The 23572-nt window shown below is 54.1% G+C and carries 21 protein-coding genes; 11 read left to right on the top strand and 10 right to left on the bottom strand.

Going from position 1 to position 23572, the window contains the following annotated elements; translation table 11 throughout:
- Positions 1-41 precede the first annotated feature (41 nt).
- Positions 42-416, top strand: a complete 375-nt coding sequence (locus ACWFTY_RS12735) for a hypothetical protein (RefSeq protein WP_447524561.1) — start codon at positions 42-44, stop codon at positions 414-416.
- On the opposite strand, the gene ACWFTY_RS12730 is transcribed toward ACWFTY_RS12735, so the two are convergent.
- Entirely contained in the window at positions 413-1480 is a 1068-nt protein-coding gene (locus ACWFTY_RS12730) for a mannose-1-phosphate guanylyltransferase/mannose-6-phosphate isomerase (RefSeq protein WP_447526893.1), read from the bottom strand. The genes ACWFTY_RS12735 and ACWFTY_RS12730 overlap by 4 nt on opposite strands.
- Positions 1481-1490: 10 nt before the next feature.
- The gene (locus ACWFTY_RS12725) at positions 1491-2294 is read right to left on the bottom strand and encodes a class I mannose-6-phosphate isomerase (protein WP_447524560.1); all 804 of its coding nucleotides are present in this window, start codon (positions 2292-2294) and stop codon (positions 1491-1493) included.
- Between the two features lie 436 nt (positions 2295-2730).
- On the opposite strand from ACWFTY_RS12725, the gene ACWFTY_RS12720 reads away from it, so the two are divergent.
- A complete protein-coding gene (locus ACWFTY_RS12720) occupies positions 2731-4656 on the top strand; it encodes a polysaccharide biosynthesis protein (RefSeq protein ID WP_447524559.1) in 1926 nt (641 codons plus the stop codon).
- 47 nt (positions 4657-4703) lie between these two features.
- Here ACWFTY_RS12720 and ACWFTY_RS12715 read toward each other — a convergent pair whose 3' ends face one another.
- On the bottom strand, positions 4704-5561 hold the full coding sequence (locus tag ACWFTY_RS12715) for an LD-carboxypeptidase (protein ID WP_447524558.1): 858 nt from the start codon (positions 5559-5561) through the stop codon (positions 4704-4706).
- A gap of 34 nt (positions 5562-5595) precedes the next feature.
- Here ACWFTY_RS12715 and ACWFTY_RS12710 point away from each other — a divergent pair, with 34 nt between their 5' ends.
- The 4 genes from ACWFTY_RS12710 to ACWFTY_RS12695 all read left to right on the top strand — a co-directional run bounded on the left by ACWFTY_RS12710 (position 5596) and on the right by ACWFTY_RS12695 (position 9643).
- Entirely contained in the window at positions 5596-6993 is a 1398-nt protein-coding gene (locus tag ACWFTY_RS12710) for a Mur ligase family protein (RefSeq protein WP_447524557.1), read from the top strand.
- A gap of 711 nt (positions 6994-7704) precedes the next feature.
- On the top strand, positions 7705-8004 hold the full coding sequence (locus tag ACWFTY_RS12705) for a hypothetical protein (protein ID WP_447524556.1): 300 nt from the start codon (positions 7705-7707) through the stop codon (positions 8002-8004).
- A 103-nt stretch (positions 8005-8107) separates the two neighbouring features.
- Positions 8108-8719 carry a hypothetical protein gene (locus ACWFTY_RS12700; RefSeq protein WP_447524555.1) on the top strand — a complete coding sequence of 204 codons (612 nt, stop codon included), beginning with the start codon at positions 8108-8110 and terminating at the stop codon, positions 8717-8719.
- Positions 8720-9643, top strand: a complete 924-nt coding sequence (locus ACWFTY_RS12695; protein ID WP_447524554.1) for a PilZ domain-containing protein — start codon at positions 8720-8722, stop codon at positions 9641-9643.
- 61 nt (positions 9644-9704) lie between these two features.
- Here the strand turns inward: ACWFTY_RS12695 and ACWFTY_RS12690 are convergent, their stop codons facing one another.
- Positions 9705-11267 (bottom strand): winged helix-turn-helix domain-containing tetratricopeptide repeat protein, encoded by a 1563-nt coding sequence (locus ACWFTY_RS12690; protein ID WP_447524553.1) that lies wholly within the window; start codon positions 11265-11267, stop codon positions 9705-9707.
- A gap of 181 nt (positions 11268-11448) precedes the next feature.
- On the opposite strand from ACWFTY_RS12690, the gene ACWFTY_RS12685 reads away from it, so the two are divergent.
- The 3 genes from ACWFTY_RS12685 (at position 11449) to ACWFTY_RS12675 (ending at position 15743) form a co-directional block, all read left to right on the top strand.
- Positions 11449-13140: a tetratricopeptide repeat protein gene (locus tag ACWFTY_RS12685; RefSeq protein ID WP_447524552.1), complete on the top strand. Its 1692-nt coding sequence runs from the start codon at positions 11449-11451 to the stop codon at positions 13138-13140.
- A gap of 352 nt (positions 13141-13492) precedes the next feature.
- Complete coding sequence (locus ACWFTY_RS12680; RefSeq protein ID WP_447524551.1) at positions 13493-13906, top strand: PAS domain-containing protein; 414 nt, start codon at positions 13493-13495, stop codon at positions 13904-13906.
- 214 nt (positions 13907-14120) lie between these two features.
- The gene (locus tag ACWFTY_RS12675; protein ID WP_447524550.1) at positions 14121-15743 is read left to right on the top strand and encodes a hypothetical protein; all 1623 of its coding nucleotides are present in this window, start codon (positions 14121-14123) and stop codon (positions 15741-15743) included.
- A 62-nt stretch (positions 15744-15805) separates the two neighbouring features.
- On the opposite strand, the gene ACWFTY_RS12670 is transcribed toward ACWFTY_RS12675, so the two are convergent.
- The 4 genes from ACWFTY_RS12670 to ACWFTY_RS12655 all read right to left on the bottom strand — a co-directional run bounded on the left by ACWFTY_RS12670 (position 15806) and on the right by ACWFTY_RS12655 (position 20559).
- A complete protein-coding gene (locus ACWFTY_RS12670; RefSeq protein ID WP_447524549.1) occupies positions 15806-17353 on the bottom strand; it encodes an MBL fold metallo-hydrolase in 1548 nt (515 codons plus the stop codon).
- 33 nt (positions 17354-17386) lie between these two features.
- Positions 17387-18199, bottom strand: coding sequence for a universal stress protein (locus ACWFTY_RS12665; protein ID WP_447524548.1), 813 nt, complete (start codon positions 18197-18199; stop codon positions 17387-17389).
- A 129-nt stretch (positions 18200-18328) separates the two neighbouring features.
- Positions 18329-19093: an LPS export ABC transporter ATP-binding protein gene (gene lptB / locus ACWFTY_RS12660; RefSeq protein WP_447524547.1), complete on the bottom strand. Its 765-nt coding sequence runs from the start codon at positions 19091-19093 to the stop codon at positions 18329-18331.
- A gap of 167 nt (positions 19094-19260) precedes the next feature.
- A complete protein-coding gene (locus ACWFTY_RS12655; RefSeq protein ID WP_447524546.1) occupies positions 19261-20559 on the bottom strand; it encodes an acetyl-CoA hydrolase/transferase family protein in 1299 nt (432 codons plus the stop codon).
- Positions 20560-20758: 199 nt separating this feature from the next.
- Here ACWFTY_RS12655 and ACWFTY_RS12650 point away from each other — a divergent pair, with 199 nt between their 5' ends.
- Positions 20759-21358 carry an N-acetyltransferase family protein gene (locus ACWFTY_RS12650; protein WP_447524545.1) on the top strand — a complete coding sequence of 200 codons (600 nt, stop codon included), beginning with the start codon at positions 20759-20761 and terminating at the stop codon, positions 21356-21358.
- 132 nt (positions 21359-21490) lie between these two features.
- Here the strand turns inward: ACWFTY_RS12650 and ACWFTY_RS12645 are convergent, their stop codons facing one another.
- Positions 21491-21934, bottom strand: a complete 444-nt coding sequence (locus tag ACWFTY_RS12645; RefSeq protein ID WP_447524544.1) for a host attachment protein — start codon at positions 21932-21934, stop codon at positions 21491-21493.
- Between the two features lie 183 nt (positions 21935-22117).
- Here ACWFTY_RS12645 and ACWFTY_RS12640 point away from each other — a divergent pair, with 183 nt between their 5' ends.
- Positions 22118-22714 carry a CC0125/CC1285 family lipoprotein gene (locus ACWFTY_RS12640; protein ID WP_447524543.1) on the top strand — a complete coding sequence of 199 codons (597 nt, stop codon included), beginning with the start codon at positions 22118-22120 and terminating at the stop codon, positions 22712-22714.
- 167 nt (positions 22715-22881) lie between these two features.
- On the opposite strand, the gene ACWFTY_RS12635 is transcribed toward ACWFTY_RS12640, so the two are convergent.
- Positions 22882-23523, bottom strand: a complete 642-nt coding sequence (locus ACWFTY_RS12635) for a murein L,D-transpeptidase catalytic domain family protein (RefSeq protein WP_447524542.1) — start codon at positions 23521-23523, stop codon at positions 22882-22884.
- Between the last annotated feature and the right edge of the window lie 49 nt (positions 23524-23572).

Below are 23572 nucleotides of genomic sequence, written 5' to 3'. Positions count from 1 at the left end.
AAGCGTTGACCCTTACGTTCGGCTAGCCCAATCGCACTTTTATGGATTGGTTTGAAATCAAAAACTGGCTGGAACTGTCAACCGGACTGGCTCGCGACTCTCTGCACGTTTATGCGGGCGTAGGGGTCCAGCTGTTTGTTGCGCTCATTCTTCGTCGTTCATTGGCCAGCCCGGTGCCGTGGCTGTTTGTAGTCTTCGCTGCCTTCGCCAATGAATTTTATGACTATAGCGTGGTGCAAGCGCCACAAAATCGCGAGCCGGTATATTTTGACGAAGCCGTCAGTGATATCTGGAACACCTTGTTGCTGCCGACATTGTTCCTGGTGATTGCCAGATTCCGGCCGAATTGGCTTACTGGCAGCGTTGCAAAGAATAGAAAGCCGGTTAGCGCGGACGGCGACCGTCAGTCCAGCTAGCCTTCACCCTCAAGCGTCTGCGCGATTTTTTTGACATTTTGCGATTGTCCGCGGGGCAAGATCATGACTTTGTTTTCATGAGTGACAATGATCAGGTTTTCCACGCCGTGAACCGCGACTTCCAGCGCGTCGCTGTGGATCAGATTGTTGCTGGAATCGATTGTCACGGCTTTGCCGATTATTGCGTTTGACTGTTCGTCCTTGCTGGAGATTTCGAACAGGGCATCCCAGCTCCCGACATCCGACCAGCCGGGGTTGACGGGAGTCACCGCGACCCGGTCCGATCTCTCCATGATCGCATAATCGATCGAGTCAGAAGGCGCCGATGCAAATGCGTCCGGGTCAGGATGACAAATTCCTTTATCTGTCTGTTGGCTATCCATGGCGGCCCGACAGGCGACAAGAATCTCGGGTGAATATTTTTCCATCGCCGCCAGATAGCTGTCGGCTCGGAACAGGAATATTCCGGCATTCCAGTGATAGCCACCTTCGGCGAGCATTTTTTCGGCATTTTCGAGATTTGGTTTCTCGACAAATCTTTTTGCCGACAAGCTTCTGGTGCTTCCGACGATAGCATCGCCTTCCTGGATATATCCATATCCGGTAGCTGGCCCGGTGGGTTCGATTCCGAATGTCATCAGCCAGCGGGATTGTGCAACCGGTATAGAAGCCAGAACGGATTTCTGGAAGGCCGCGAGATTCTTGATGATATGGTCGCTGGGCATCACCAGCAACAAATCCGCCGGGTTTTTAGCAGCAAGCGCGGCCAAGGCGATTGCCGGAGCGGTATTGCGAGGGCAGGGCTCGAGGATGATCTCGCCTCCTGTTGCGCCGACTTCCTGCATCTGTTCCTGCATGATCTCGATATGTCTGGCAGACCCTACGATGACCGGCTTGCGATAGAGACTCTGTTCCGCACAGCGCTGGAGCGTCAACTGGAACATACTCAGCGGGCCAGACAGATTGAGGAACTGCTTGGGCTTCTCCGGTGTCGAAAGCGGCCATAACCGCGTTCCGGAACCACCGGACAGGATGACGGGAGTAATCAGCGGATTTTGCTGCATGTTCAATATCTCACGTCATCGTACAAGCGATGAGCGACCTTCCGTTTTTGGCAAGATCGATATCGGCAAATCGCGGACAGATTCCGCATTCCCCCGCCTTGATCAATTTGCCACGTACAGTGACCGACCCTTCCAGGGGTATGACTTGCCATTCCTTGCTCGCGATCTTCGAAATGATCGCGTCGTCTGTGCCGACAATCTGGAACAGACCAAAGGGCGAGGTGCCAGAGAGGCTAACGGTCTCGTCCGGCGGGATCTCGCTTGCGTATTTCATATTATAAGGTGCCAGCTTGGCAACCCCGATCGCTTCCTCCAGATGGAGTTCGCGCGGGCGACCATAATCGTACAGGCGATAGGTGATATCCACGTTTCCCTGGACCTCGATGAGCGAGATGCCAGGGCCAATGGCATGAATGGTTCCCGCGGGCACATGAAAATAATCACCCTTCTTGACTGGCTTCCAGTCAATGAGTTGCTCAATTTCGCCCAATATCGCTGCGGTTCTCAGTTTCGTGGCGCTGACGGTTTTTTTCAGGCCAAGACCCAGAACGGCATCCGGTTCCGCATCAAGAATATACCAGGATTCTTCCTTGCCATGGGGAAGTCCAATTCTGCGCGCCTGCCGGTCGTTGGGATGGACCTGGATGGACAGCTTTTCACTGGTGAAAAGATATTTGACCATGAGCTGCGGGCTGATGCCCTTCGGCGCTTCAAACCAGATTTCGCCGATTTTCTTTCCGCTTCCGCCATCAAAGATGTCCGGTAGAACTTCCTGACCCCAGGGTTTCTCTATGAATTTCCTCTTTAACTTCATGGTCTGAAATTAGGGCTCACTGGTTTCTCCTGACACTGGTGTGTGATAATCCTGTCTGCGCAATTTCTGGCGGATTGTAAATGTTTCGCAAATTGACGGGCCGGCATAGCGAGTATCTATCAATGCCAATCTCATTCAAAGCCCTCGAATATCAGATCCCATAAGATGAAGAATCTCGCGGCTTGTGGCTGGTTGGCTGGCACAGGTCAAGTTTACATAAATTGCGCCATATCCATCTGTCTCATGCAACCGATTATGCATATGCATCGTTTGGCACGGATCGCATATCTCCGATTTTCTGGCTTAAACGTTGCCAGTTTCGGGACAATCTCCATTAATAATCGATTTTAAAGTAGTTGGCTAAACAGCTCCTGTTCGGTAAACGCCTAATTCGGCGTCGCAGCTTTGAGAATCTAAAGCCAGCTTTGAGAGCCAAATGATCAAGAATATCACTGCCGTCATCGCATCGTTGCTAGAAAAGATTGCCCAGCTATCTCGCTGGAAAAAGAGAGCAATCGTATTGCTACTGGATGTTCTGCTGTGCGTGCAGTCGATCTGGATAGCTTATTCCCTGCGCATTGGCGTTTGGGTCTTGTGGGATATCGCTATCCAGAAAATCGTGCTGGTTTGCCTGCTGCTGATGATTCCCATCTTTATCCTGAGCGGGGTATATAACGCCATTTTCCGCTATGCCGGCACTGGCATGATGAAAACTCTGGTGCGTGCTTTCGCAATCTATTCCGTAATGATCGGGTTTGCTTTCGCTGTCGCGGGTATCGACGGCGTGCCCAGGACCATCGGGCTTATTCAACCAGTGGTATTCTTCATCCTGGTCGGCTTTTCAAGAGTGTCCGGACGATATCTGATGGTCGATATTCTCGGCAGGAACAGTTTCGCTGGCGAGGTGAAAAATGTCCTGATCTATGGTGCCGGCAGCGCGGGTCAACAGCTCGCGGCATCGATGCGTTCAGAACCCGCCATGCGACTATGCGGCTATATTGATGATGATCATCGGCTCGACGGCCAGAGGCTGGACGGAGATAAAGTCTTCTGGAGCGGGCATCTGCCAGATCTGATCAGAAAACAGAAAATCACCGATATCCTGTTGGCTTTGCCACGGATCAACCGCCGGAAACGCCGCGCCATTGTCGATCAGGTCAGCGAATTTAAGGTGCATGTTCAAACATTGCCGAACATACAGGAAATTATTTCCGGCAAGATTGCATTCAGCGATATTCGCGAGCTGGAGATCGAAGATTTGCTTGGACGTGAACCGGTTCAGCCGAATGAACTGCTGTTTGGCAGGACCATTGTCGGCAAGACCGTATTGGTGACCGGTGCCGGAGGATCGATCGGAGGGGAGCTTTGCCGGCAGATCGCAAAATCGGGTGCCCATCGTCTGGTGATGCTGGATATTACCGAATATGCGCTTTACGAAATCGAGAAAGAATTGCGAAAAACGGTCGCCGGTCAAGCTGCAACGAAGCTCGAACTGATCCCGGTTCTGGGTTCGGTCGTTGATGCGGAAAGGCTGGACGAGATATTCGCAGCGTGGAACCCCGACACGGTATTTCATGCCGCTGCCTATAAGCATGTGCCGCTTGTCGAGGCCAATCCGATAGAGGGCATCCGCAACAACATATTGGGAACGAAGACGCTGGCTGCTGCGGCTCAGGCGGCAGAGGTCAAGGATTTCATCCTGATCAGTACCGATAAGGCGGTTCGTCCAACCAATGTCATGGGGGCAACCAAGCGTGCTGCCGAGCAGATAATCCAGAATTTCGCAAATGCTGCCGGCGAAACCAGATTTTCCATGGTGCGATTTGGCAACGTCCTCGGGTCCAGTGGTTCCGTGGTGCCGCTATTCCGTAAACAAATAGAGCAGGGTGGCCCGATCACCCTGACGGATCGCAAAGTAACGCGCTATTTCATGACTATTCCCGAGGCGGCGCAACTGGTCATCCAGGCCGCCGGCATGGCCAAGGGCGGTGAAGTGTTTGTTTTGGACATGGGCAAATCGGTGAAAATCCTGCACCTGGCTGAAACACTGGTCCGGCTGTCCGGACTGACTGTCCGAAATGACGCCAACCCGGATGGCGATATCGAAATTGTTGAAGTCGGCCTGCGCGCGGGCGAGAAGCTCTATGAAGAACTGATCATCGGCAATGATCCGCAAAAGACCCTGCACCCCCGGATAATGAAGGCTCATGAATCTTATCTTGCGGAAGATATATTGAACGACCTGATCGCGGACTTGCTCGATTGTCGCGATCCGAAGCTTGCCGTGACGACGCTCAAGTCGCTGGTGCCGGAATTTGATCACGGCCGGGACAATGATGATAATCTGGAAGAAGCTTCCTGAAATCAGGCTCGGCGGTGGTCCGGAGCCGAGTTATTCCGATCGATAGATCAGGTCTTTAACAGCCCGAACGGCACAATCCGGTTCTGGGCATCATGCCCGATTTCCGCGCGGCCCAGATAGGCGATAGCATTGCTCCCGGCCCATCGCTTGATAATCGCCTCGGGATCCTCGCCGAATGGCCGGTCGTTTTCGGGAATGTCGTCGACTCTGCCCAATTTTATGCCGGTCAGGCCGATATCAGCCAGATTGCTGCAAAGGTGAAACATCGCGCGATCAAAGGCGTAGAGATATTCGGATATCTCCTCGACGATGAGAATATGATCGCGCAGATCCGGTATCAGTTTTGTGCCGGTCATCATGGCGAGCGTCATTAAATTGAAAGCGGCGTATTTCTGGCCGCTGATCAGGCCGGGATCGAGCGCATCCGCCTTCCTGTGGACAATCCAGTCCAGCGCTCTGGCGACGGCTTGCTCGCCGTCAGCTCTGCCAATATCGGATGGCATGGGGCCATGTGCAACTTCCCCGATACCAGCGCGGTAGAGTGCGCCAAGCAGGTTGCCGGCATCGCTATATCCCAGATAGATCTTGTTGTTGGCGACGCTGTCCAGCCGTTGGACGGCCGCTTCCGCGATACGGGCGGCACCATAGCCGCCGCGGGCAAACCATATCGCATCGATGTCCGGATCATTGGCCAGAGCGAGGAAACTGTCGGTGCGTTGCTTGTCGCTGCCGGCAAAATGGCCGTCTTCAAAGAAACATTGTTCATCAAAGACCAGCTCGGCGTGCGGATGGGTCCGGGCCGCGAGCGCGATGACGCGACTGGCAGCGTCCTTGGTGAATGGGGTCGACGGCGCACAAATGCCGATGCGGACTGGTGAGGAGATCGATTTTGTTCCTTGCGCCATTGCCAAATAGAGAGAGAAGCAATAGCGCGAAAAAATGACTGAAGACAAATCCTATTATTTTTGCGGTATCGGCGGCTCCGGAATGCTGCCTTTGGCAATGATCGTCAAAGCGGCTGGCGTGCAGGTTGCAGGATCGGACCGGGCGCTGGATCAGGGCCGGTTGGCGGACAAGTTTCAATGGTTGCAGGACAGGGGGATCAAGCTGTTCCAGCAGGATGGCAGCGGCCTGGTTGATGGTAGTCAGATATTGATCGCCTCCGCCGCCATCGAAGAGACCGTGCCCGATGTGGCGCGTGCCATTGCACTGGGTTGCAAGCGGATGACCCGCGCCGAATTGCTGGCCGGGCATTTCAATGCCGTGCCACGCAGCATCGCCGTTGGCGGTACCAGCGGTAAATCGACGGTCACCGGGATGATTGGCTGGATATTGACCGAAGCCGGCCGTGATCCGACGATCATGAACGGCGCAGTGATGAAGAATTTCGTCAATGCCGACGCGCCCTTTGCCAGCTCTCGTGTCGGGGCCGGCGGGCTGATGGTGAGCGAAGTTGACGAAAGCGATGGTTCCATTGCTTTGTTCGATCCTGAAATTGCGGTGCTCAACAATGTCAGCCTCGATCACAAGAGCCTCGAAGAGCTCAGAATATTGTTCGGAGACTTTGTCGCGAAATCGCGCCATGCGATCTGGAATCATGACGATGCAGAATCACGCGCGCTGATTGACGCGGGCAAACTGGCGAAAGCCAGCAGCTTCGGATTTCTAGAAGGTGCGGACTATCAGGCTGTGCAAGTCGAGGAAAAATCGCTGGGTAGCGCTTTTGTGATGCGGACCGGCGGGAAGGAATATCCGGTTTCGCTGCAAGTGCCCGGCAGGCATAATATTGCCAATGCTCTGGCGGCGATCGCGGCCTGTTCTGCAATCGGGGTGCCGATCGAAGCTGCGGTAACGGCAATGGCGACGTTTCAGGGGCTGGCCCGACGTTTTGATATCGTGGGGAGCACGGGCGATATTACCGTGATCGATGATTTTGGTCACAATCCCGATAAAATCGCTGCCACTCTTCGGACTCTGAAGGCTTTCCCCGGCCGGGTCATAGCCTTCTTCCAGCCGCATGGTTTTGGACCGATACAAAAAATGGGTGCAGAGCTGTCTACCGTTTTTTCCGGGCATCTTGATGGTGATGACCGCGTCATTCTATGCGATCCGGTCTATTTTGGCGGCACGGTCGATCGATCGCTGGGCAGCAAATCGATTGTCGATGCGATAAATGCTGGCGGCGGCAGGGCAGAATATATCCCCGCCCGGCCGGATTGTGGTGATAAAATGGTGGAGCTCGCCAAATCGGGTGACCGAATCGTCATCATGGGCGCCCGCGACGACACATTACACGGCTTTGCCGAGTCGATTCTGGCCGAGATTGCCCGGGATTGATCTGACTGGCAGAGAGACGGATGTCCCATATATGGAATTGATCTCGTCTGTTTCAGAATGATCTAAAATATTATCCCGGTGGCATATCGCCAATTCCCGCGGCTGGAAGTTCTATCGTTGCCCAATACACCGGCTGTCTTCGTGCCTCGGCTGCGATTGGACTTTGCCCCACGTTGCCGATGCTGTATATTCAACCATATCGCGAGTCACAGGGTCGCAAATCTGTGAAATCCGCCCTTTGAGGTCCTCAATTGCCGTGTCACGCCACGATAATTGGCAAGGATTTTGTTAACTATTATTTAGAAACAGTTAAGCTTCCCGCCCCGCCATCGCGTGTGGTTTGGAAAAATGCTTTAATTACAGCGACTTAAAAATCTGCAACCGTAACATACTGTAACATTAGCCGTGTCTAACTGCCTTTTGCCGCCATGCTCCGCCACAAAGGATAGGCAAGTGGGGCAATACGGCTTTTGCCTGTGGTAACCCAATTAAGCGCCACAGTTGCCCTGGCATCGGTGCGATATTCTGGTCAATATCGTACCGATTGTTCCCGATGGAGCGGGTAGACTTTCTACCCGCTCCATTATCGGACAAACGCCTCACGGTCTCCCTCTTGCAGATTAGTGGTTGGGATGCGTCATGCAGTTAGTTGGTACGATATTGTGGAAAGTGACAACCGATTATTCTCGGTTGCTCCGTTATTCCAGCATAATGCCACTATCCATCTTGGCCGTCATGATAATCATCATATTGCCTGCGCTGGCTTCCGAAGCATTCGCGACCGATCCGACAGCAGCTTCACAACATGGCCGCGCCACGGCAGTTGCCAGTGCGCAAGTGATCAAGCCATTCACAATGACCCCGACGGTGCAGGGCGAGACCAACGCGCAGGTTTCCGCGATCACCGTGTCGCGCCGCACGACGTTTCGCGATTGCGAAATTCTTCTGGGCGCCGATGCCAACAGAGGTCCCGGTGAATCTTGTGAACTACGCCTGATCGAATTGCATTGATTAGACAAACGACACGAATGGTTATGCCGGCAGATAAAATGAGCAATAACGCCCTTAATTATGAAGTTGAATTGCAGTAAACAGTTTATAACGGGAAAAGACGATGCAGACATCCAATGCGAAATATGAGGCTTTTGCGGTCCGAAGCGACCGCCGGGGCCATCGCGCTACCGCAAGGCCAAGTGCCATGTCGTGCGCCATTGCATTGGCGCTTGTCGCAATTCCGCTGCCGGCATTTGCCGAAGCTGACCCGGGCGAGAATATCGCCATCGCACTTTCGAGCAACATTGTTGGAAGTCCTGCCGGAAATGGCGGGGCACTCGCAACCGTTCCAGGAGCCGTTGTCGACTTCTTCGTATCCGTTACCGGGCCCGGGAAGAGCGGATCTCCTGCCGCGTCCTTTGCTGTCACCGATAAAGTTCCCGAACATCTTTCCCTGTTTGTCGGTGATCTGGGTCACAGTGGCACTGGTCCTGCAGTGTTTAAGGACAATGACAGCGGTCTGGAATTCAGCTTTGACGGTCTTTCCAGCGCAAAGGATTCTATCGAATTTTCCAGCGATGGCGGCAGAACGTTCGATTATATTCCCGTCGCAGATACCGATGGATTTGATGCGAATGTCACGCATATCAAACTCCGGCCGAATGGCGCTCTGCTGCCGACGGTTGGTAAGTACGAACGGTTTTCCCTACGTTACCGAATGAAGGTCAAGTAAATGACAAATATGATCGAATCTGGTACTTCTTCCGCTCCCCCATCGGACAATATCGTCGTGGACGAGGACCGCAGAAAACAAGACCGGCATATTGCCATGTTGAGGCTTGCCAAGATCAAGGCAGAAGCGGGAGAAGGCTGGGGCTTCATAAAAAACCTTTCGGCCACCGGCATGATGGTCGAAATCCATCCCAATTTTGAACTCGGTGACACGGTCTCCGCCCTTTTGACCGAGGAGCAGGAATTGACCGGCACGGTACGTTGGCGCAAAAAGGCGCTGGCTGGCATCGAATTTTCTACGCCGATCGATATGGCCAAGGTGCTTTCCAAACCCAATGATGCAAAGCAAGGCCGGGTTTCGCGCCTGCCGCGGATCGAGATGAAGCATCCGATCAACATCTATCAGGGGTCTCGTCTGGTCCATGCCGATATTTGTGACATTTCCCCCGCAGGCATTTGCGTCAGAACAGAACATATTTTTGAAATCGGCAAAAACCTCCGGCTTTCGGTGCCCGATCTGCTGGACATAAGCGGCACTGTGCGCTGGCAATCAGGCGCGCGTGTCGGGATCGTATTTTCTCAGCGACTTCCGCTTGATGACCTGATGGTCTGGTTGTCCACCTTCTATCGTGCGGCCCGTATCGATACCGGTGAACTTGCGGTGCTCAACAAGGGTTCCGATACGGTCGGCTCGGTGAACTCCGGCGTAGATTGTCTTCCCTTCCAGGTCATTGGCCACGATGATCTCGGGAAAGAGATTTTGATCGATACACTATATTCAGCGACCGAAGCCCTGACCCAGTTCAAAGCGACATCGAAATTTTTCTACCGGGTGAGCATCAGAAATGCTGACAATGAAGAGCTGTCAATCGGCACTATTGTTCTGCGCGCTTTTGATGAAGAGCGGGCGGCTGCCAAGGCTTAGCCAAATCAGGTAATGCTAAGGCCGGACGGCGGCAAAGCCCCATAATTGGCGGGGCCAGTTCCTACCTAAAATAGTGCGTGACGGCCTGGGTGACCTGGTCGGATATCGCTGCTGCGCTTTCGGGGAATGTGCGAAGCATACTGGTTCTCGGCTGCATGCCCGTCGATAATATCCGGGATCGCACAAGCCTTGCTTCATCTTCGGAACCCAGATGATGGAATACGGTCATTGCCGCAAGCAAAGCCAGCGGACTGTGTTGCGAAAATTCGGTGAGCTTGCGCGAAAGCGCGAGCGCTTCTTCGTCCTTGCCCAGATTAAATGCCGCGTAGGTTTGAGTGGTCTCGGCTTCGAAGCGCATCGGACAATTCGGACTGAGCTTCGTGGCAAGCTTCGCAGCTTCATGGGCGGCGGCAAAGTCACCTTTCAGCAATAGAACAACGGCCTGTGAATTATAGGCTTCGGCGTAGTTCGGACAAAATGCGATGGCTTTGGCATAATGGTCCAGCGCGCCATCGATATTGCCGCTGAATCGTTCCGCCCGGCCACTTACAAGATGGGCGAAGGGATCGAGGGGATCACATCGCAATGCCTGTTCTCCGAGTATCAGCATGTTATGAATAGCGGCATTCTCGTTCCCGCCTTGCGCAAGATGGTACAGGCCCAGGCCGTGAATATAGGCGGTGCCGGCATGGGCGCGTGCGAATGCGGGGGCTCTCGCACGGGCAAATTCAAAATGGTCCAGCGCCATTTTCAGGTCCATTCTGGCCCCGTTTACGGTCGACATCCCCAGATGATAGGCTTCCCATCCGGTCAGCTGATCAGGAGCCGTCAGTTTCGCATATGCCGCTTCGGTATCGCTGATCGACAGATCGATCGCGGCAATGATATCACGCACCATTTGGGCCCGCAGATCATGAATATTTGTGAGCCGTGCATCATAGCGCTCTGCCCAGACGACCCGATGCTGTCTGGTTCCGGTGAGCTCCACGCCGACCAGCATCTGACCGTCGACCAGTTCGACCCACCCGGTAAGAACATAGTCGACACCAAGTTCTTCGCGCATTTTTGCAAGATCGGGAAGATTGGCGTCGAAGCGAAAGCTGGATGCGCGCGCGATCACGAAAAGCCATCGTAACTGGGATAGCGCGGTCGTGATGTCTGCGGGCAGGGCCTCGGGCAAGCAGCTATGTTCTGCCATGTCACCGATTTTGTAAAACGGTAGCACGGCGATGACAGGCGGCTTTCCGGCTTGATCAATCAGCGCATCCGTCACTTTCGGACGGGCTGCTGCAACGAGCGAATTTGTCGGGGACGAGACCGTCTCGACGCGGGCAGCAAAGCGAAATCCCCGGCCATAGACAGTCTGGATTATCCGCTGCTCCTGGCCGTCATCGTCCAGAATTCGACGCAGGACCTTGACTTGGCTGGAGAGGGCGCTGTCCGAAATATTTCGGCCGTTCCATAGATGCTGGACCAATTCCTCTTTCAGCATCAATTTGTCATGATTGTTTACTAACATGGACAATATAGCCAGAGTTTGTGGTTGAATAGCGACTTTCTCGCCTTTCCGGAGCAGGTCGAAACGCTCGGCATCCAGTTCGAATTCTAGGAAACGATATTTCATGTCATTACTTCAAACTTCCTTTTCCATCCTAGAATCCAGACTCTATCCAGATTTGATGGTTTGAATAGTCCCCCATCCCAAGCTATGTTACAATATGTTACGCCCAGTTTTAGGGCCGAATTGTGTATCAATAATAACCCGATGCCTATAGACTGATCTAGGTAAGGACAATAATCAACCTATGGATGATGCCGCTGCATTGCAATTATGTCTGGAACGCGACCGGCTGTTGAGCGACGCCGAATTTGCACGCTCACCGAGCATGTGCAAATTATTGCGGTTTCTGGTGGACTATAAATTGTCCGGGAACAGCGTCCCGCTGAAAAGCTATACAATCGCTACCGATGCACTCGGCCGTGATGCGGATTTTGACACGCAGACCGATAGCTATCCGCGTGTCCAGATGGGGCGGCTGCGCCGGATGCTCGACAATTTCTATTTGCGCAAGGGGGGTGAAAACCGGCTTGCCATCGCTCCCAATAAATATGAAATCATCCTGGAGCCCAATGTGGCACCTTCGGGTCATGAGGGACATCTGATCGGACAGGGTACGGATTCGTCCGCGCCGGATGGCAAGAAATCGAAACGCCCCGAAATCGAAGCGCGTCCTCCGGTTGAAAAACAGACCGAAAGTCAGCGTGGTTGGTACAGGGGCTTTTTGACAATTCTCGGCGTCTCCATCCTGTTGGTAGCGATCGGTATCCCGGCTTATCTTCTTTGGCCTGCTCAGGTTGAGGATGAGATCGCCTATCCAAGAATTGCACTGGATTTGCCCGATGGGGCTTCCGGCGTGCGTGCATCGGAACTCTCCGAATCCGTCGGCAACCAGCTGGTCCGTGGCCTGAACGGGTTTAGCGGGTTACGGATATTTGATGCCAAATCCGGCCAGCCGGAAAAATCCGACTATGTGCTGCGGCTGCGCTTTCTGGAGGCCACAGCAGATAAAATAGAATTGCGTTTGCTGGATGGGCAAAGCGGTGAGATATTGTGGTCGAGAGAGTTGAATACATCGAATGAACGAGCCTTCAGGCTGGAACTGGATCAGGCCATCATCGCATTGGCAGGCCCTTACGGGGAAATCGCGCAGACGGAAATTTCCAAACTGGAAAACGACTATTCTGCAGGATATCCCTGCCTGCTCCAGTTCGACCTTTATATCCGCTATCGCGAACCGCGAAAACTGGAGCCTCTGAAAAAATGTCTGGAGAAATCGGTCGAGCGCTTCCCCAATGATGCCCATCTTTTGAGTGTGTCGGCCTTCGCGCGAAATATGTCGGAACGTTCCAACCCGGGCATCGGAGGCAAGGGCGCCGGCATGCTGCTCGCCAGACAGGCCGAGGCGCTGGATCAGAATAGCGCTGCCGCGAATTTTGCTGTGGCCCAGTCGGCCTTTTTCGCCGGAGATTGCGCGACTGGTCTGGCCTGGGGCAAGAAGGCCGTTGCACTAAATCCTCTGAATTCCCGGATAAGCGGATATCTCGGCCTCTATATGATCGGCTGCGATTATCCGGAAGGTGAAAAATATGCAGCGCAAGCGTTGGAGCTGGATCCCAATGCCGATCTGGCGATTGCAGCAGCTGTAGCCCTGCAAATGTTGAAGAGGGGTGATGCAATAGCCGCCCGCGAATTAACCACAGAATATCTGGCTTCATCGCCGAGAAAAGAGCCGGCACTTGAGCTAACTTATATGCTGTCTTCGGCTATGCTGAATGACAAGGATGAGGCGCGGCGCGTTTGGAAAACGATGGCAACAGACTATGGGTTATCCGAAAACAGCCCGCCGCGGGAAGTGCTTGACCAATGGATAGATAGTCCGACACTGATCAATGAAATCATGACGATCATGAATCGCTCGGGCATGTTTGAAAAGTAGCAACGTTCGACCGGTGTCTGAAATCCCGGTGATGGATTGCATCGAGTGTGTTTCTTTTCCGGCCTGTCACCGCTTTCCGCGGGTCACCATTCCATCAATATATTTTATCATTATTGATCAGCCCCGGTTGTTTATCAGCTCCCTGTAAAAATGAATCGAAATTATGTGATCGATTTGTTACTAGTTTTGCCACGTCAAATTTGGAATATTTGGCATGCGTTTAGGGAAGCAGTTCCCAACGACAGGAGGGGACGTAATGCCGGGGGTGTTATTGGCGTATTTATCTTATATTTTGGCATTTTTCCTAATATTGGTGATTGCCTATCTGGTTTTTAGACTGCGAAAACTGCGCATGGACTTGCAGGCCGTCCAGACAGAACTTGAGGGTTGTCAGCTGACGCTTGAAATATCGGAAGATGTCGGACGCTTTGGATCTTGGCATGTGGATGCGAGGTCCAATACCGTCAAATGGTCAGACTATATTTTCGACATGCATGAACGTCGCCATTCGCTCGGCCACCCGCTTCTGGAAAATGCGATCCATTATTATCATCCGGATGACCGGCCGATGGTTCAGGAAGCAGTTTCGCGTGCGCTGGATGAAGGCGCGGATTTTGAATTTCGCGCAAGAATTCTCACCGAGAATGGCAACGACCTTCCGGTGCTGGCGAGAGGCACATGCCAGATTGGCGGAGACGGGGAGGTATTGGGCATTTTCGGCTGCTTTGTCGATCTAAGCACCCCCGAGGAACGAAAACTCAAATGATTTCCGCCATTTAATTGCGAACTACTCGCAACTATCTTATAGGATACGGGTTTATATAACAGAAGCGTCCCGCTTGCCCCTGAAAGTTTTTCCTGGAGCAAGGCGCCGTATCGATGGAGGAATCTTGCCAATTTTGACCGAAGCGGAAAAGCTTCAACTTTGTTTGGAGCGCGATCGGCTGCTGTGCAGTTCCGAATTTGCACGGTCCCCGACCATGAGCAAGCTGCTTCGTTTTCTCGTCGATCACAAGTTGCTGGAAGAAGGCAAGCCTTTGACGGCTTATGCCGTTGCCGTGGATGCGCTTGGCCGCGACGACAGTTTTGATACCCAGATTGACAGCTATCCGCGGGTGCAGATCGGACGGCTGCGCCGCATGCTCGATCATTTTTACCTGCGTGAGCAAAGCGCAAACCGCCTCTATATTCCCTATCAAAACTACGAAATCATGCTGGGATCGAATGAGGCAGTCAAAGCGTCCGACCTTCCACCAACCGAAAGCCTCCCGGCCGGGAACTTGCCAGTCGATCCGGAGCAGAATGACGAGAGACCCGGAGATCCGTCCATAGAACCCGATATTGCCACTGGGAGTTTTACCGAGCGGTTGGCTGCCATAAATCGCGGTTATATTGTGGCGATTTTTGCAGCTCTGGTGCTCCTGGCCACCGCGGCATTTTTCTATCTGCAAAAGAGCGATAGCGAACCGGAGGTCGCCATTGTCTATCCAGCGGTCATTGTGAAATCGACGGAAGGGATCACCAATTCTGCATCCCGCGCCACATCGGAAAGCATTCACAGCCATCTCGTCGGAGCGCTGGAAAAGTTCGATCAAGTACGCGTTTTTGATGAAAATTCTGATCCCGCCAACTCCTCGCAATATCTGCTCGAATCCTCGAGCTTGGATGATGCGGGTGATCGCGTTCAGCTTCGCCTTGTCGACAGCGTCACCAGAGAAGTGATCTGGTCGAACCGAATCGAGGCTACCAGTAATGAAGAACGCGAGGCAGGTCTGGACCAGGCCGTGATCAATATCGCTGGCCCCTACGGAAAGATCGCCCAGCACGAATTGTCGAAATATCGTGTCGATTTTACGCCGGGCTATCCGTGCCTGCTGCAGTTTCATCAATATATGCGTTACCGCGACGAAGTGCTGCTGGAGCGCGTATTGAAATGTATGAACGCATCGGCGCAAAAATTCCCCAATGATTCCTATTTGATGAGTGTGTTGGCTACGGCCAAAAATGTAGCAGAAAAATTCGACCTTGCTGACGCGATTGACGGCTCGCGGGAAGATTTCGCTACAAGAGCCGCAAAAATCGACAATAATAGCGCATCCGCCACTTTTGCTGTGGCGCAGAGCGCTTTTTATGAAGGTGATTGTCGCAGAGGAGCATTGTGGGGAGAGCGGGCTGTCGATCTCAATCCGCTAAATTCCCGCATCATGGGTTATCTGGGCATGTATATGCTGGCCTGTGACATGCCGGAAGGGGAAGCCTATGCAGTCAAGGCTTTGCAAATGGATCCGAACGCGGAACTGGCGATCGCAGCGACGGTGGCGATGCGAAAATTGGGCCTTGGGGATGCCAAGGCAGCGCAGGAATTGTCTTCAAGATATCTGGATTCGATACCGGGAGCCGCGCTTGGGCTGGAAATTAGCTATATATTGTCGTCAGCGATGCTGGGTGAAAAAGAGGATGCGCGACAGGTATGGCGGCAGTTGGCAGAGCGTTCCGGTTTCCCGGAAACCGCAGAACCGGGCGACGTCCTGGGCAAGTGGATCACCGATCCAGACGTTCTCCGCAAGCTTGAAGCGGAGTTCAAAATTGCTGCGCTTTACTAAGAGTTAGAGGCCAAACTTTCGATATAATGGCAAGCCGGCGATCGGAGATATATCCGGAATCGCTAGACGCTTTCCAGTGCCCGCTTGAGCGCCGCCAGCATTTTTTCGCGGTCCTGATTGGTCCGTTGCTCGGATAGTTTTTCTTCTACCTCTTCGCGCAACGCTGCAAGTTTGGAAATCCAGTCACGCGAAGCGGTCAGCTCGCCAGCATCGGGCCGACCGGCCGTCAGGCGGGTTGCCGCTGAGCCTGGCTGCAATTCCCAAGTCTCGCCCAGTTTCGGGATGATCGTTGCCGGCAAATCCGGAATGCTGCCGAGAGCTTCGGCGAAACCCGCGAGAGCGCTCTGCTCTCCATGGACCAGAAAGATCGACCCTCTGATCGGTGTGCGATCCTTAACCCATTCCACCAGACCGCCACGGTCGGCATGGTTGGAATAGCCTTCAAGCGTGGCGACCTGCGCCTTGACCATGACATCATTGCCGGAAATACGGACGCGCTTTGCGCCATCCCGGAGCACCGCGCCCAAGGTTCCGGCAACCTGAAATCCGGACAGCAGCAGCCGGGACTGTCTTCGCGGCAGGTTGCGGATCAGGTGATGCCTGATCCGGCCGCCGGTGCACATGCCCGATCCGGCGATGATAACGACCCCGGTCATCCGGTTGAGCTTCTTGGATTCCGCTGTATTCTGGATGAATCGAATATTGGTTCGTTTCAACATGTCGGTACCGCTGTCGCGATAGCGCATCACCGCCATCGTGACTTTCTGGGCCAGAGGAGAATCCAGAAACACATTTATCGGGGGCAGGCGCCCGGATTCGAACAGGGCATCGAAATCCTCGAGTATCGCCTGGGTGCGTTCGAGCGCGAAAGCGGGGATCAGCACGTTGCCGCCCGCCGCCATCACTTCCTCGACATGGCGCGCCAATGTTTCGCGGCGCTCGCTGACTAATATAAGCTCGCGGTCCCGGTCACCATAAGTCGATTCACAGATCACATGATCATAGCCACCGATTTCCGAGCTTGTACAATTGATCGATCGACCGGGCCCGATATCGCCGGAGAAGAGCAACCGCTGTCCGGCGATGTTGATCTCTATCGAAGCCGATCCGACGATATGCCTTGCATCCCAGAAGCGAAAGGACACGCCATTGCCGAGATCATTTTCTGCACAAAAGGTAACCGCACGGACATTCTTGTGCAGTTTCGCGATATCCTTGCCATCATAGAGGGGAATGAACGGTGGCAGGCCAGCGCGGTCCGCCCGGCGGTTGCGACGCTCGGCATCGGCGGCCTGCAACTTGGCCGCGTCCTGCAGAAGCGGTTTGATAATGTCGGCGCTCGGCGCAGTGCAATAGGTCTTCGCCTTGCAGCCACTGGCGTAGAGATAGGCTAGCCGGCCGCTATGATCGAGATGGGCATGAGTCAGCAGCACCGCATCGATTTTTTCCGGATCAAAGGGAAGCTGTTCATGGTTCAGCGCTTCGAGCGAACGGGTGCCCTGAAACATGCCGCAATCGACCAATATGGTCTTGCCGGCACCGGTGACTTCGAAACAGGAGCCGGTGACGGTTCCCGCCGCACCATGAAATTTAATCGTTACACCACTCATCTTGATATTCCTCTGAGAAAGCGGTTTCCAAGATTAGTGCGCGACGAATAGCGGGATCGGGCAGTCGCGGAACAGATTGCGCGTCACGCCGCCAAACAGAAACTCGCGCGCCCGGCTGTGGCCATAGGCGCCCATCACCATGTAACCGGCGTTCAGCGTATCGACCGTGGATAGCAGGACGGCCTGTACCGAAGATTTGTCGGCCGCGAGTTCGTGAATCTTCGACTTGATGCCATGTCGTGACAGATATTCCGACGCTTCCAGAGGCGGTAAATCGTGATCCTTTTCTTCCTCGACGACGACGATGTGCACATCACTGGCGAGTTTGAGCAGAGGCACGGCCGCACGCAGGGCGTTTCCGGCCTCGAAACTGCCATTCCAGGCAACCACCACCGGACCGGCCGCATCGAATTTCTTTACACTGTCCGGCTGGACAACGACCGGAATATTGGTGCTGAAAATTACGTCACCCAATATGCCGAGGGGCTGGGTATTGTCTTTCATGCCGCTACAGGAACTGAGCACGATCAAATCGGTCAGGGCCGAGTGGCGTGACAGCCCTCTGGCTGGTTCTGCATTGGCGATCTGATAGTCCCACGGAACGTCTTCGCCCGCCAACCGCTTTTCGATTTCCGCCTTGAGCAGCGCATCGGCTTCCTCTGCATATCTGCTTATGTCGTACATGACCGACATGCCGGTAACGCCATCGAAAGCCATCTGCGGTTTATAGGGATTGGCACGCAGGCAATGGAGATGCCCGTCCAGAGCGCGGGTCAAATCCAGCGAAGCCTGATAACGTGCATCAAGTCCGGAATCATCATTTACAAAAAGCAGAACGGATTTCATGTTGTTTCTCCTAATTCGAAAATCTTGTCTGCGAAGGCCATCTGGAAAAATGATTTCTTCTCTGAAAGCTATCGCTAAATCACTGTTGTCGTGAATGCAGGAAGCGCGGCCTGCCAACCATCCGTAGTGTTACCTAGCGGCGGCATGAAATTCCTCACCGAGATATAAATGGCGTACGAGCTTGTCCTCCAGCATGGCCTCCGGTGTACCGTCAAACACGATCTGTCCTTCGTGGAGGACATAGACCCGGTCCAGAATATCGACCATCTCGCGCACATTCTGATCGGTGATTAATATGCCGACATCATGGCGTTCGAGATTGGCAATCATCGCCTTGATATCCCGCACCGACATCGGATCAATCCCGGCAAAGGGTTCGTCGAACAGCATGATACTCGGATTGGCCGCCATCGCCCGGGCGATTTCACATCGGCGTCTTTCGCCGCCCGAAAGCGCCCGCGCCGGCGTGTTGCGGACATAGTCAATATGGAATTCTTCTAGCAGGGCATCCAGTTTCTGCGTTCGCGAAGCCGGATCGTGCTCGAAGAGCTCGAGCACAGTCCTGACATTCTGCTCTACCGTCAGGCCGCGGAAAATCGAAGCTTCCTGCGGCAAATATCCCAAACCGCGAAGCGCACGCTGATCGAGAGGCAATCTCGTTATATCTTCACCATTTAGAAAAATATGCCCCGAGTTTATCCGCAATAATCCGAGAATCGAATAAAAGGTCAAGGTCTTGCCCGCGCCGTCGCGGCCAAGCAGGCCGACAACCTCCGATGGCCGGACTTCGATCGAAACATTGTTCAGGACCGTCTTCTTTCCGAATTTTTTGGTGAGCGAGACGACCGATAATCCGGTGCCTTCCAGCGCTGCTGCTTCCGGAAAATGTGGCAAAGTTGGTAGAATGATTTGCTTCAATGGCTCGCATTGCCCCGGTTGGAAAGCGGTTAGGGTAGGAGGCGAGGGGGTGTAACCATATCAGGGAGATTACGTATCTTTCCATGGAACGAAGGCAAAGCAGGGCAGGCCGGTTTTCCGCACTCTCCGTACAGGCTTTAATCTTACAGACCGTCGGCCAATTCATCCCTGAATTTCGGATGGGCCAGGCCAATCAGTGCATCTGCCCGCTGATGAAGTGATTTGCCCTTCAGGTCGACCGAACCATATTCGGTGACCACTATATGCGTATCGTTGCGGGGGGTCGTGACCGGCCCGTCCAGCCGGGGAACGATGCGCGAGACTGTGCCGTTGCGCGCCGTCGACTGGCAGGCGATAATCGACTTGCCACCTTTCGATGCGTTGGCGCCGCGTACGAAGTCGAGCTGACCGCCCGAACCGCTATATTGCCGTCCCATCATATGTTCCGAATTGCATGCGCCACCGAGATCGATCTGCAACGTTGCATTGACCGAGACAACGTTCCTGTTCTTGGCAATATGGCGGGGATCGTTGACGATATTCACCGGGGCGCTGTGGAACGCCGGATTGTCATCGAGGAAATCATAAAATGCCCGGTCACCCATGGCGAAAGTGAAGACGCTGAGACCACGATAGGTGGTCTTCGCCTGATTGGTGACCGCGCCGCAATGGATAAGCCCGGCCAGGGCAGGGGTCATCAGCTCCGAATGGATGCCAAGATCCTTGCGATCGTGGAGTAAGGCGCAAACCGCGCCCGGAAGCGCCCCTATGCCCATTTGCAGACAGGCTCTGTCGTCGATCATGTCCGCGATAATGGCAGCTACCTTTGCGTCTACCGCCGATATTTCGGGCGGATGAACCTCGGTTATTGGCGTGCTGTTTTCGACAATCGCATCGACTTCCGACACATGCAGCAGGGAAGCGCCGAACACGCGCGGCATATTGGGATTGACCTCGACCACCAGCTTTTTTGCGCTGCGAGCGGCGGTGGTGGAATAGTCGTTGCTGGTGCCAAAGGTGAACCAGCCATGCTTGTCCATCGGCGATACGGTCGTCACAAAAAGATCGAGCGACACTTCTTGTTCAAATAGCTGGGGGGAGTCGCTGAACGCGACCGGAACAAATTCGAGCGGACTTTTCTCGCCCGGCTGCTTTGTGCTGAGCAATTTCCGGTCAACAGAACTCAGAAACATGCAGCGTGGACGGATACGGCCCAATAGGTCAGGCCGCAGCACCGTATCACCGGCATGATCCATTGAATGGAAATACCATAGTTTTAGATCCTCTACAGCGCCATTTTCCGCCATGTCGGCGATTGCGCCGAGCAGTGCCGGCGGCTCAGCAGTCGCCATGCCCATTGCCATATGCGCTCCGGACTTTAATCCTTGCACAGCCTCGGCGGCGGTCCTGATCCGGGATTTATATGCTTCTATATGCGTCATTATCAATGCCTCGGATGGAGAGAAAACTGCCGGAACGGCCGGCTGCTGACAGACCGGATAAACGCCACTCGAGTCAATAGGGACCATTACGGATATTTGCAGAGATACGTTGGTTTACGGATGGCGAGCGTATCGCGACACCGGCTAGATTAGCTTCATCAAATTTCAAATTCCCCCTGGTTCCTTGAAAGGAAATCCCATGTCCGATGCAGAATCATCTGCCACGCAACCGACTCCCGCAGAACCGATCCGCCCTGACCATGCGGTGGTCGTGAGTAACAGCATACCGCTGACCACCCGCACCGGCTTCGAGTTTCATGTCCGGCCCGTCGAACCATCTGACAAGGAAGCTCTGGCAGAATTTTTCACGCACGTTTCAAAAGACGACCTGCGGTTCCGCTTTCTCTCCGCGATCCCGGAAGTTCAGGGTGCCTTGCTCGACGATCTGGTAGACGTCGATCATGAACACAAGGAAGACTATCTCGCCTTCGATATTGATGACAAGACCATCATCGCCAGCGCGATGGTGGGTGCCAGCGAAGACAAGTCGGAAGCGGAGGTCGCCCTTGCCGTGCGCAGCGATTATAAGCATCGCGGGATGAGCTGGACCTTTCTGAAATATGCGATTGACCAGTCACGCAAAAGCGGAATCAAGAAACTTCAGTCGATCGAAGCCCGTGAAAATCATGCGGCGATCGAACTGGAAAAGGAAATGGGTTTTTCTGCGCGATGCTTCCCGGGCGACCCCACGCTCATGCTGCTGGAATTTGATCTTACGGCTGATCGTCCCGCAGCCTGACGCGAGTCTTATCGCAAATTTGCAAACGGGCGGAGATTAGTTTCTCCGCCCGTTTGCAAGCCCGTTCACTTTGGCGAGCGCTTCATTCGATCAGTGATTCTGAATATAATTCCGGCAGCGCTGAAATATCTGTCAGGCTTCATGTTTGGTGAGCATTTTTGCCAGCGGTTCTTTGTCTTCCGGCCCAAAGTCCTTGGGAATCTCCGCCAGCAGGCGCGCGCTCGTTTCGGTGTTCATATGCTTCCGGATAACGCCCAATGCGCGCGGCGCGGCAACCAATATGATGCCTGCGTCTGATCCCGACATGATTTGTTCGATCCGCTGGGTCATCTCCAGAACAAAGCGGTCTTCTTCCTGTTGTTGCAGGTCTGTCTGCTCATGTGCGCCGCGGCTGGGAGATTTGCTTTGAAAACTCCGTCCAGGCCTGTCCGTACCGAGTTCCGAAGTGCGCAAAGAGGGGTTTTTATGCTCCTCGATTAGCTCCAGTGCCGGGGCAAAAGCCTCCCCGATGTTCTTGAACATCGCCATGCGGGAACCGTCTACTGCGATTACCTTGCTATCCTTGCGCACCAGCATTTCAATCTCCCGTCGGCTTATTGCCTGCTGACTTTCTAGGATGGAGAGAGTTTGGCGGCGATAGGTATTGTTACGGACCGGCCTGACTGGCCTTACGAATAATTACGTAAAGACAAATCAACGCCCCACTCCGAGAATGACATCTTACCAGCCGCTGCAGCGGCCACATCAGGAGAACCGACCATGACGGATCATGCAACGATTACCAAAGCCGCTGCCAGGGCAAGCGCGCTGCTGATGACTTTGTTGTTGTTCGCCTGTGCCACCGCAACTCCCTATCAGCCCCAAATCGCCGGACAGCGTGTCTCCGGTGGCTATTCGGAAAATCGCATAGACAATACGCATTATCGTGTGCGTTTTGCCGGAAATACGCTGACTTCGCGCGATACTGTAGAAGGCTATCTCTTATACCGGGCAGCGGAACTCACGGTTCAAAACGGATATGACTGGTTCCGGATCACCGACCATACGACGGAAACCGATCGCCAAACCTATATCGAGCGTTCCCCTCGCTACGAACCCTATTACGGGTCGATCTATCTGAACTGGCGTCCGCACTGGCGCTATTATCGCAGCGGCGTCTGGTCGACATGGCATCCTTATGGCCGTGATCCTTTTTGGTCCTTCGATACCGATGTACGGACGGTCGAGCGGTACGAAGCCGAAGCGGAAATTGTGATGAGCCGTGGTTCGATGCCCGCTGACGCCACGCGCGCGTTCGATGCCCGCAAGGTTCTGCAGGATCTCGGACCCTCGATCAAACGGCCCGAAGAGAAATAGAAAAGAGGAAGTCTTCCGACCGCGCGAAAATGCTCCGTAACGAGCACGCGCGGGCAGGGACAGCGAGGCGGCGATGCAAGGTCGCGTTCGGTGGAAAAGCTAGGGGATTTCCAAGTGCGCAGTCAGCTTTGTAAAAAGGACTGCAAAGGAACCGCCCAGATTATCCGTTATACCTTGTCGGCATAGAGCAGACGGCCCGGTCCCAGTCGTTCCAATATGACCGGGAGATCGCCTTCGGAAAAGGCAAAGCAGCCTTGGCTGCGGCCCAGTTTTCCGTGGGCGTCCACCATTTCCGGTTCTGCATACCAAGCGCCGTGGATCACAATCGCGCGCGGTTCGGCCAAGTTATTACTCGGGTCGAGACCTTTCAGGCGACGGGATGTACCGTGTTTGCCGACATAGGACTCGCTGGTCATATAGCTGCCACCGGATGAGGCTTCGGACCCCGGCACGTTGGAAAATTCCTGCAGCCAGCCGGTGTGACGGAGATCGGAACCCTTGCCATGCGCTACCAGAAAGGACTGTGTCGTTCCGTTTGTCATGTCGACAATATGGAAACGCTCCTTCGCCGAGTGCAGCGAATAGTCGGCAATTCCGATTCTGTCGGTGTGCAGCAAGGATGACTCATGAGCCGCCATTGCTGCCTTGGCGCGGTCGATCAAACCGAGCGGACCGGTCTGCGGGGAGATCTTCGGACGCGCCGGTAACGGCGTGACGATCTTGCTTGCTGCTTGCGATCGGGAACTGAGCCCATAAGCCGCGCCGGTTAAGCCAACGAGACTGGCGGTGATAAAATTTCTTCTGTTCATCGTTCGTCCATAGCAGATTTTTCCTGTACCCAGGATTAAGTATCAATAC

This window comes from Parasphingorhabdus sp. NYA22 (assembly GCF_976973735.1).
The sequence above is the reverse complement of the archived record's forward strand: the minus strand, read 5'-3'. Positions and strand labels throughout refer to the sequence as shown.

Excerpts from the sequence above, each read along its gene's own strand:
- ACWFTY_RS12720 (WP_447524559.1), top strand. The coding sequence starts at position 2,731 with ATGATCAAGAATATCACTGCCGTCATCGCATCGTTGCTAGAAAAGATT.
- ACWFTY_RS12730 (WP_447526893.1), bottom strand. The coding sequence starts at position 1,480 with ATGCAGCAAAATCCGCTGATTACTCCCGTCATCCTGTCCGGTGGTTCC.
- ACWFTY_RS12690 (WP_447524553.1), bottom strand. The coding sequence starts at position 11,267 with ATGAAATATCGTTTCCTAGAATTCGAACTGGATGCCGAGCGTTTCGAC.
- ACWFTY_RS12685 (WP_447524552.1), top strand. The coding sequence starts at position 11,449 with ATGGATGATGCCGCTGCATTGCAATTATGTCTGGAACGCGACCGGCTG.
- ACWFTY_RS12655 (WP_447524546.1), bottom strand. The coding sequence starts at position 20,559 with ATGACGCATATAGAAGCATATAAATCCCGGATCAGGACCGCCGCCGAG.
- ACWFTY_RS12675 (WP_447524550.1), top strand. The coding sequence starts at position 14,121 with ATGAGCAAGCTGCTTCGTTTTCTCGTCGATCACAAGTTGCTGGAAGAA.
- ACWFTY_RS12735 (WP_447524561.1), top strand. The coding sequence starts at position 42 with ATGGATTGGTTTGAAATCAAAAACTGGCTGGAACTGTCAACCGGACTG.
- ACWFTY_RS12680 (WP_447524551.1), top strand. The coding sequence starts at position 13,493 with ATGGACTTGCAGGCCGTCCAGACAGAACTTGAGGGTTGTCAGCTGACG.
- ACWFTY_RS12635 (WP_447524542.1), bottom strand. The coding sequence starts at position 23,523 with ATGAACAGAAGAAATTTTATCACCGCCAGTCTCGTTGGCTTAACCGGC.
- ACWFTY_RS12705 (WP_447524556.1), top strand. The coding sequence starts at position 7,705 with ATGCCACTATCCATCTTGGCCGTCATGATAATCATCATATTGCCTGCG.
- ACWFTY_RS12700 (WP_447524555.1), top strand. The coding sequence starts at position 8,108 with ATGCAGACATCCAATGCGAAATATGAGGCTTTTGCGGTCCGAAGCGAC.
- ACWFTY_RS12650 (WP_447524545.1), top strand. The coding sequence starts at position 20,759 with ATGTCCGATGCAGAATCATCTGCCACGCAACCGACTCCCGCAGAACCG.
- ACWFTY_RS12645 (WP_447524544.1), bottom strand. The coding sequence starts at position 21,934 with ATGCTGGTGCGCAAGGATAGCAAGGTAATCGCAGTAGACGGTTCCCGC.
- ACWFTY_RS12670 (WP_447524549.1), bottom strand. The coding sequence starts at position 17,353 with ATGAGTGGTGTAACGATTAAATTTCATGGTGCGGCGGGAACCGTCACC.
- ACWFTY_RS12710 (WP_447524557.1), top strand. The coding sequence starts at position 5,596 with ATGACTGAAGACAAATCCTATTATTTTTGCGGTATCGGCGGCTCCGGA.
- ACWFTY_RS12640 (WP_447524543.1), top strand. The coding sequence starts at position 22,118 with ATGACGGATCATGCAACGATTACCAAAGCCGCTGCCAGGGCAAGCGCG.
- ACWFTY_RS12715 (WP_447524558.1), bottom strand. The coding sequence starts at position 5,561 with ATGGCGCAAGGAACAAAATCGATCTCCTCACCAGTCCGCATCGGCATT.
- ACWFTY_RS12665 (WP_447524548.1), bottom strand. The coding sequence starts at position 18,199 with ATGAAATCCGTTCTGCTTTTTGTAAATGATGATTCCGGACTTGATGCA.
- ACWFTY_RS12695 (WP_447524554.1), top strand. The coding sequence starts at position 8,720 with ATGACAAATATGATCGAATCTGGTACTTCTTCCGCTCCCCCATCGGAC.
- ACWFTY_RS12725 (WP_447524560.1), bottom strand. The coding sequence starts at position 2,294 with ATGAAGTTAAAGAGGAAATTCATAGAGAAACCCTGGGGTCAGGAAGTT.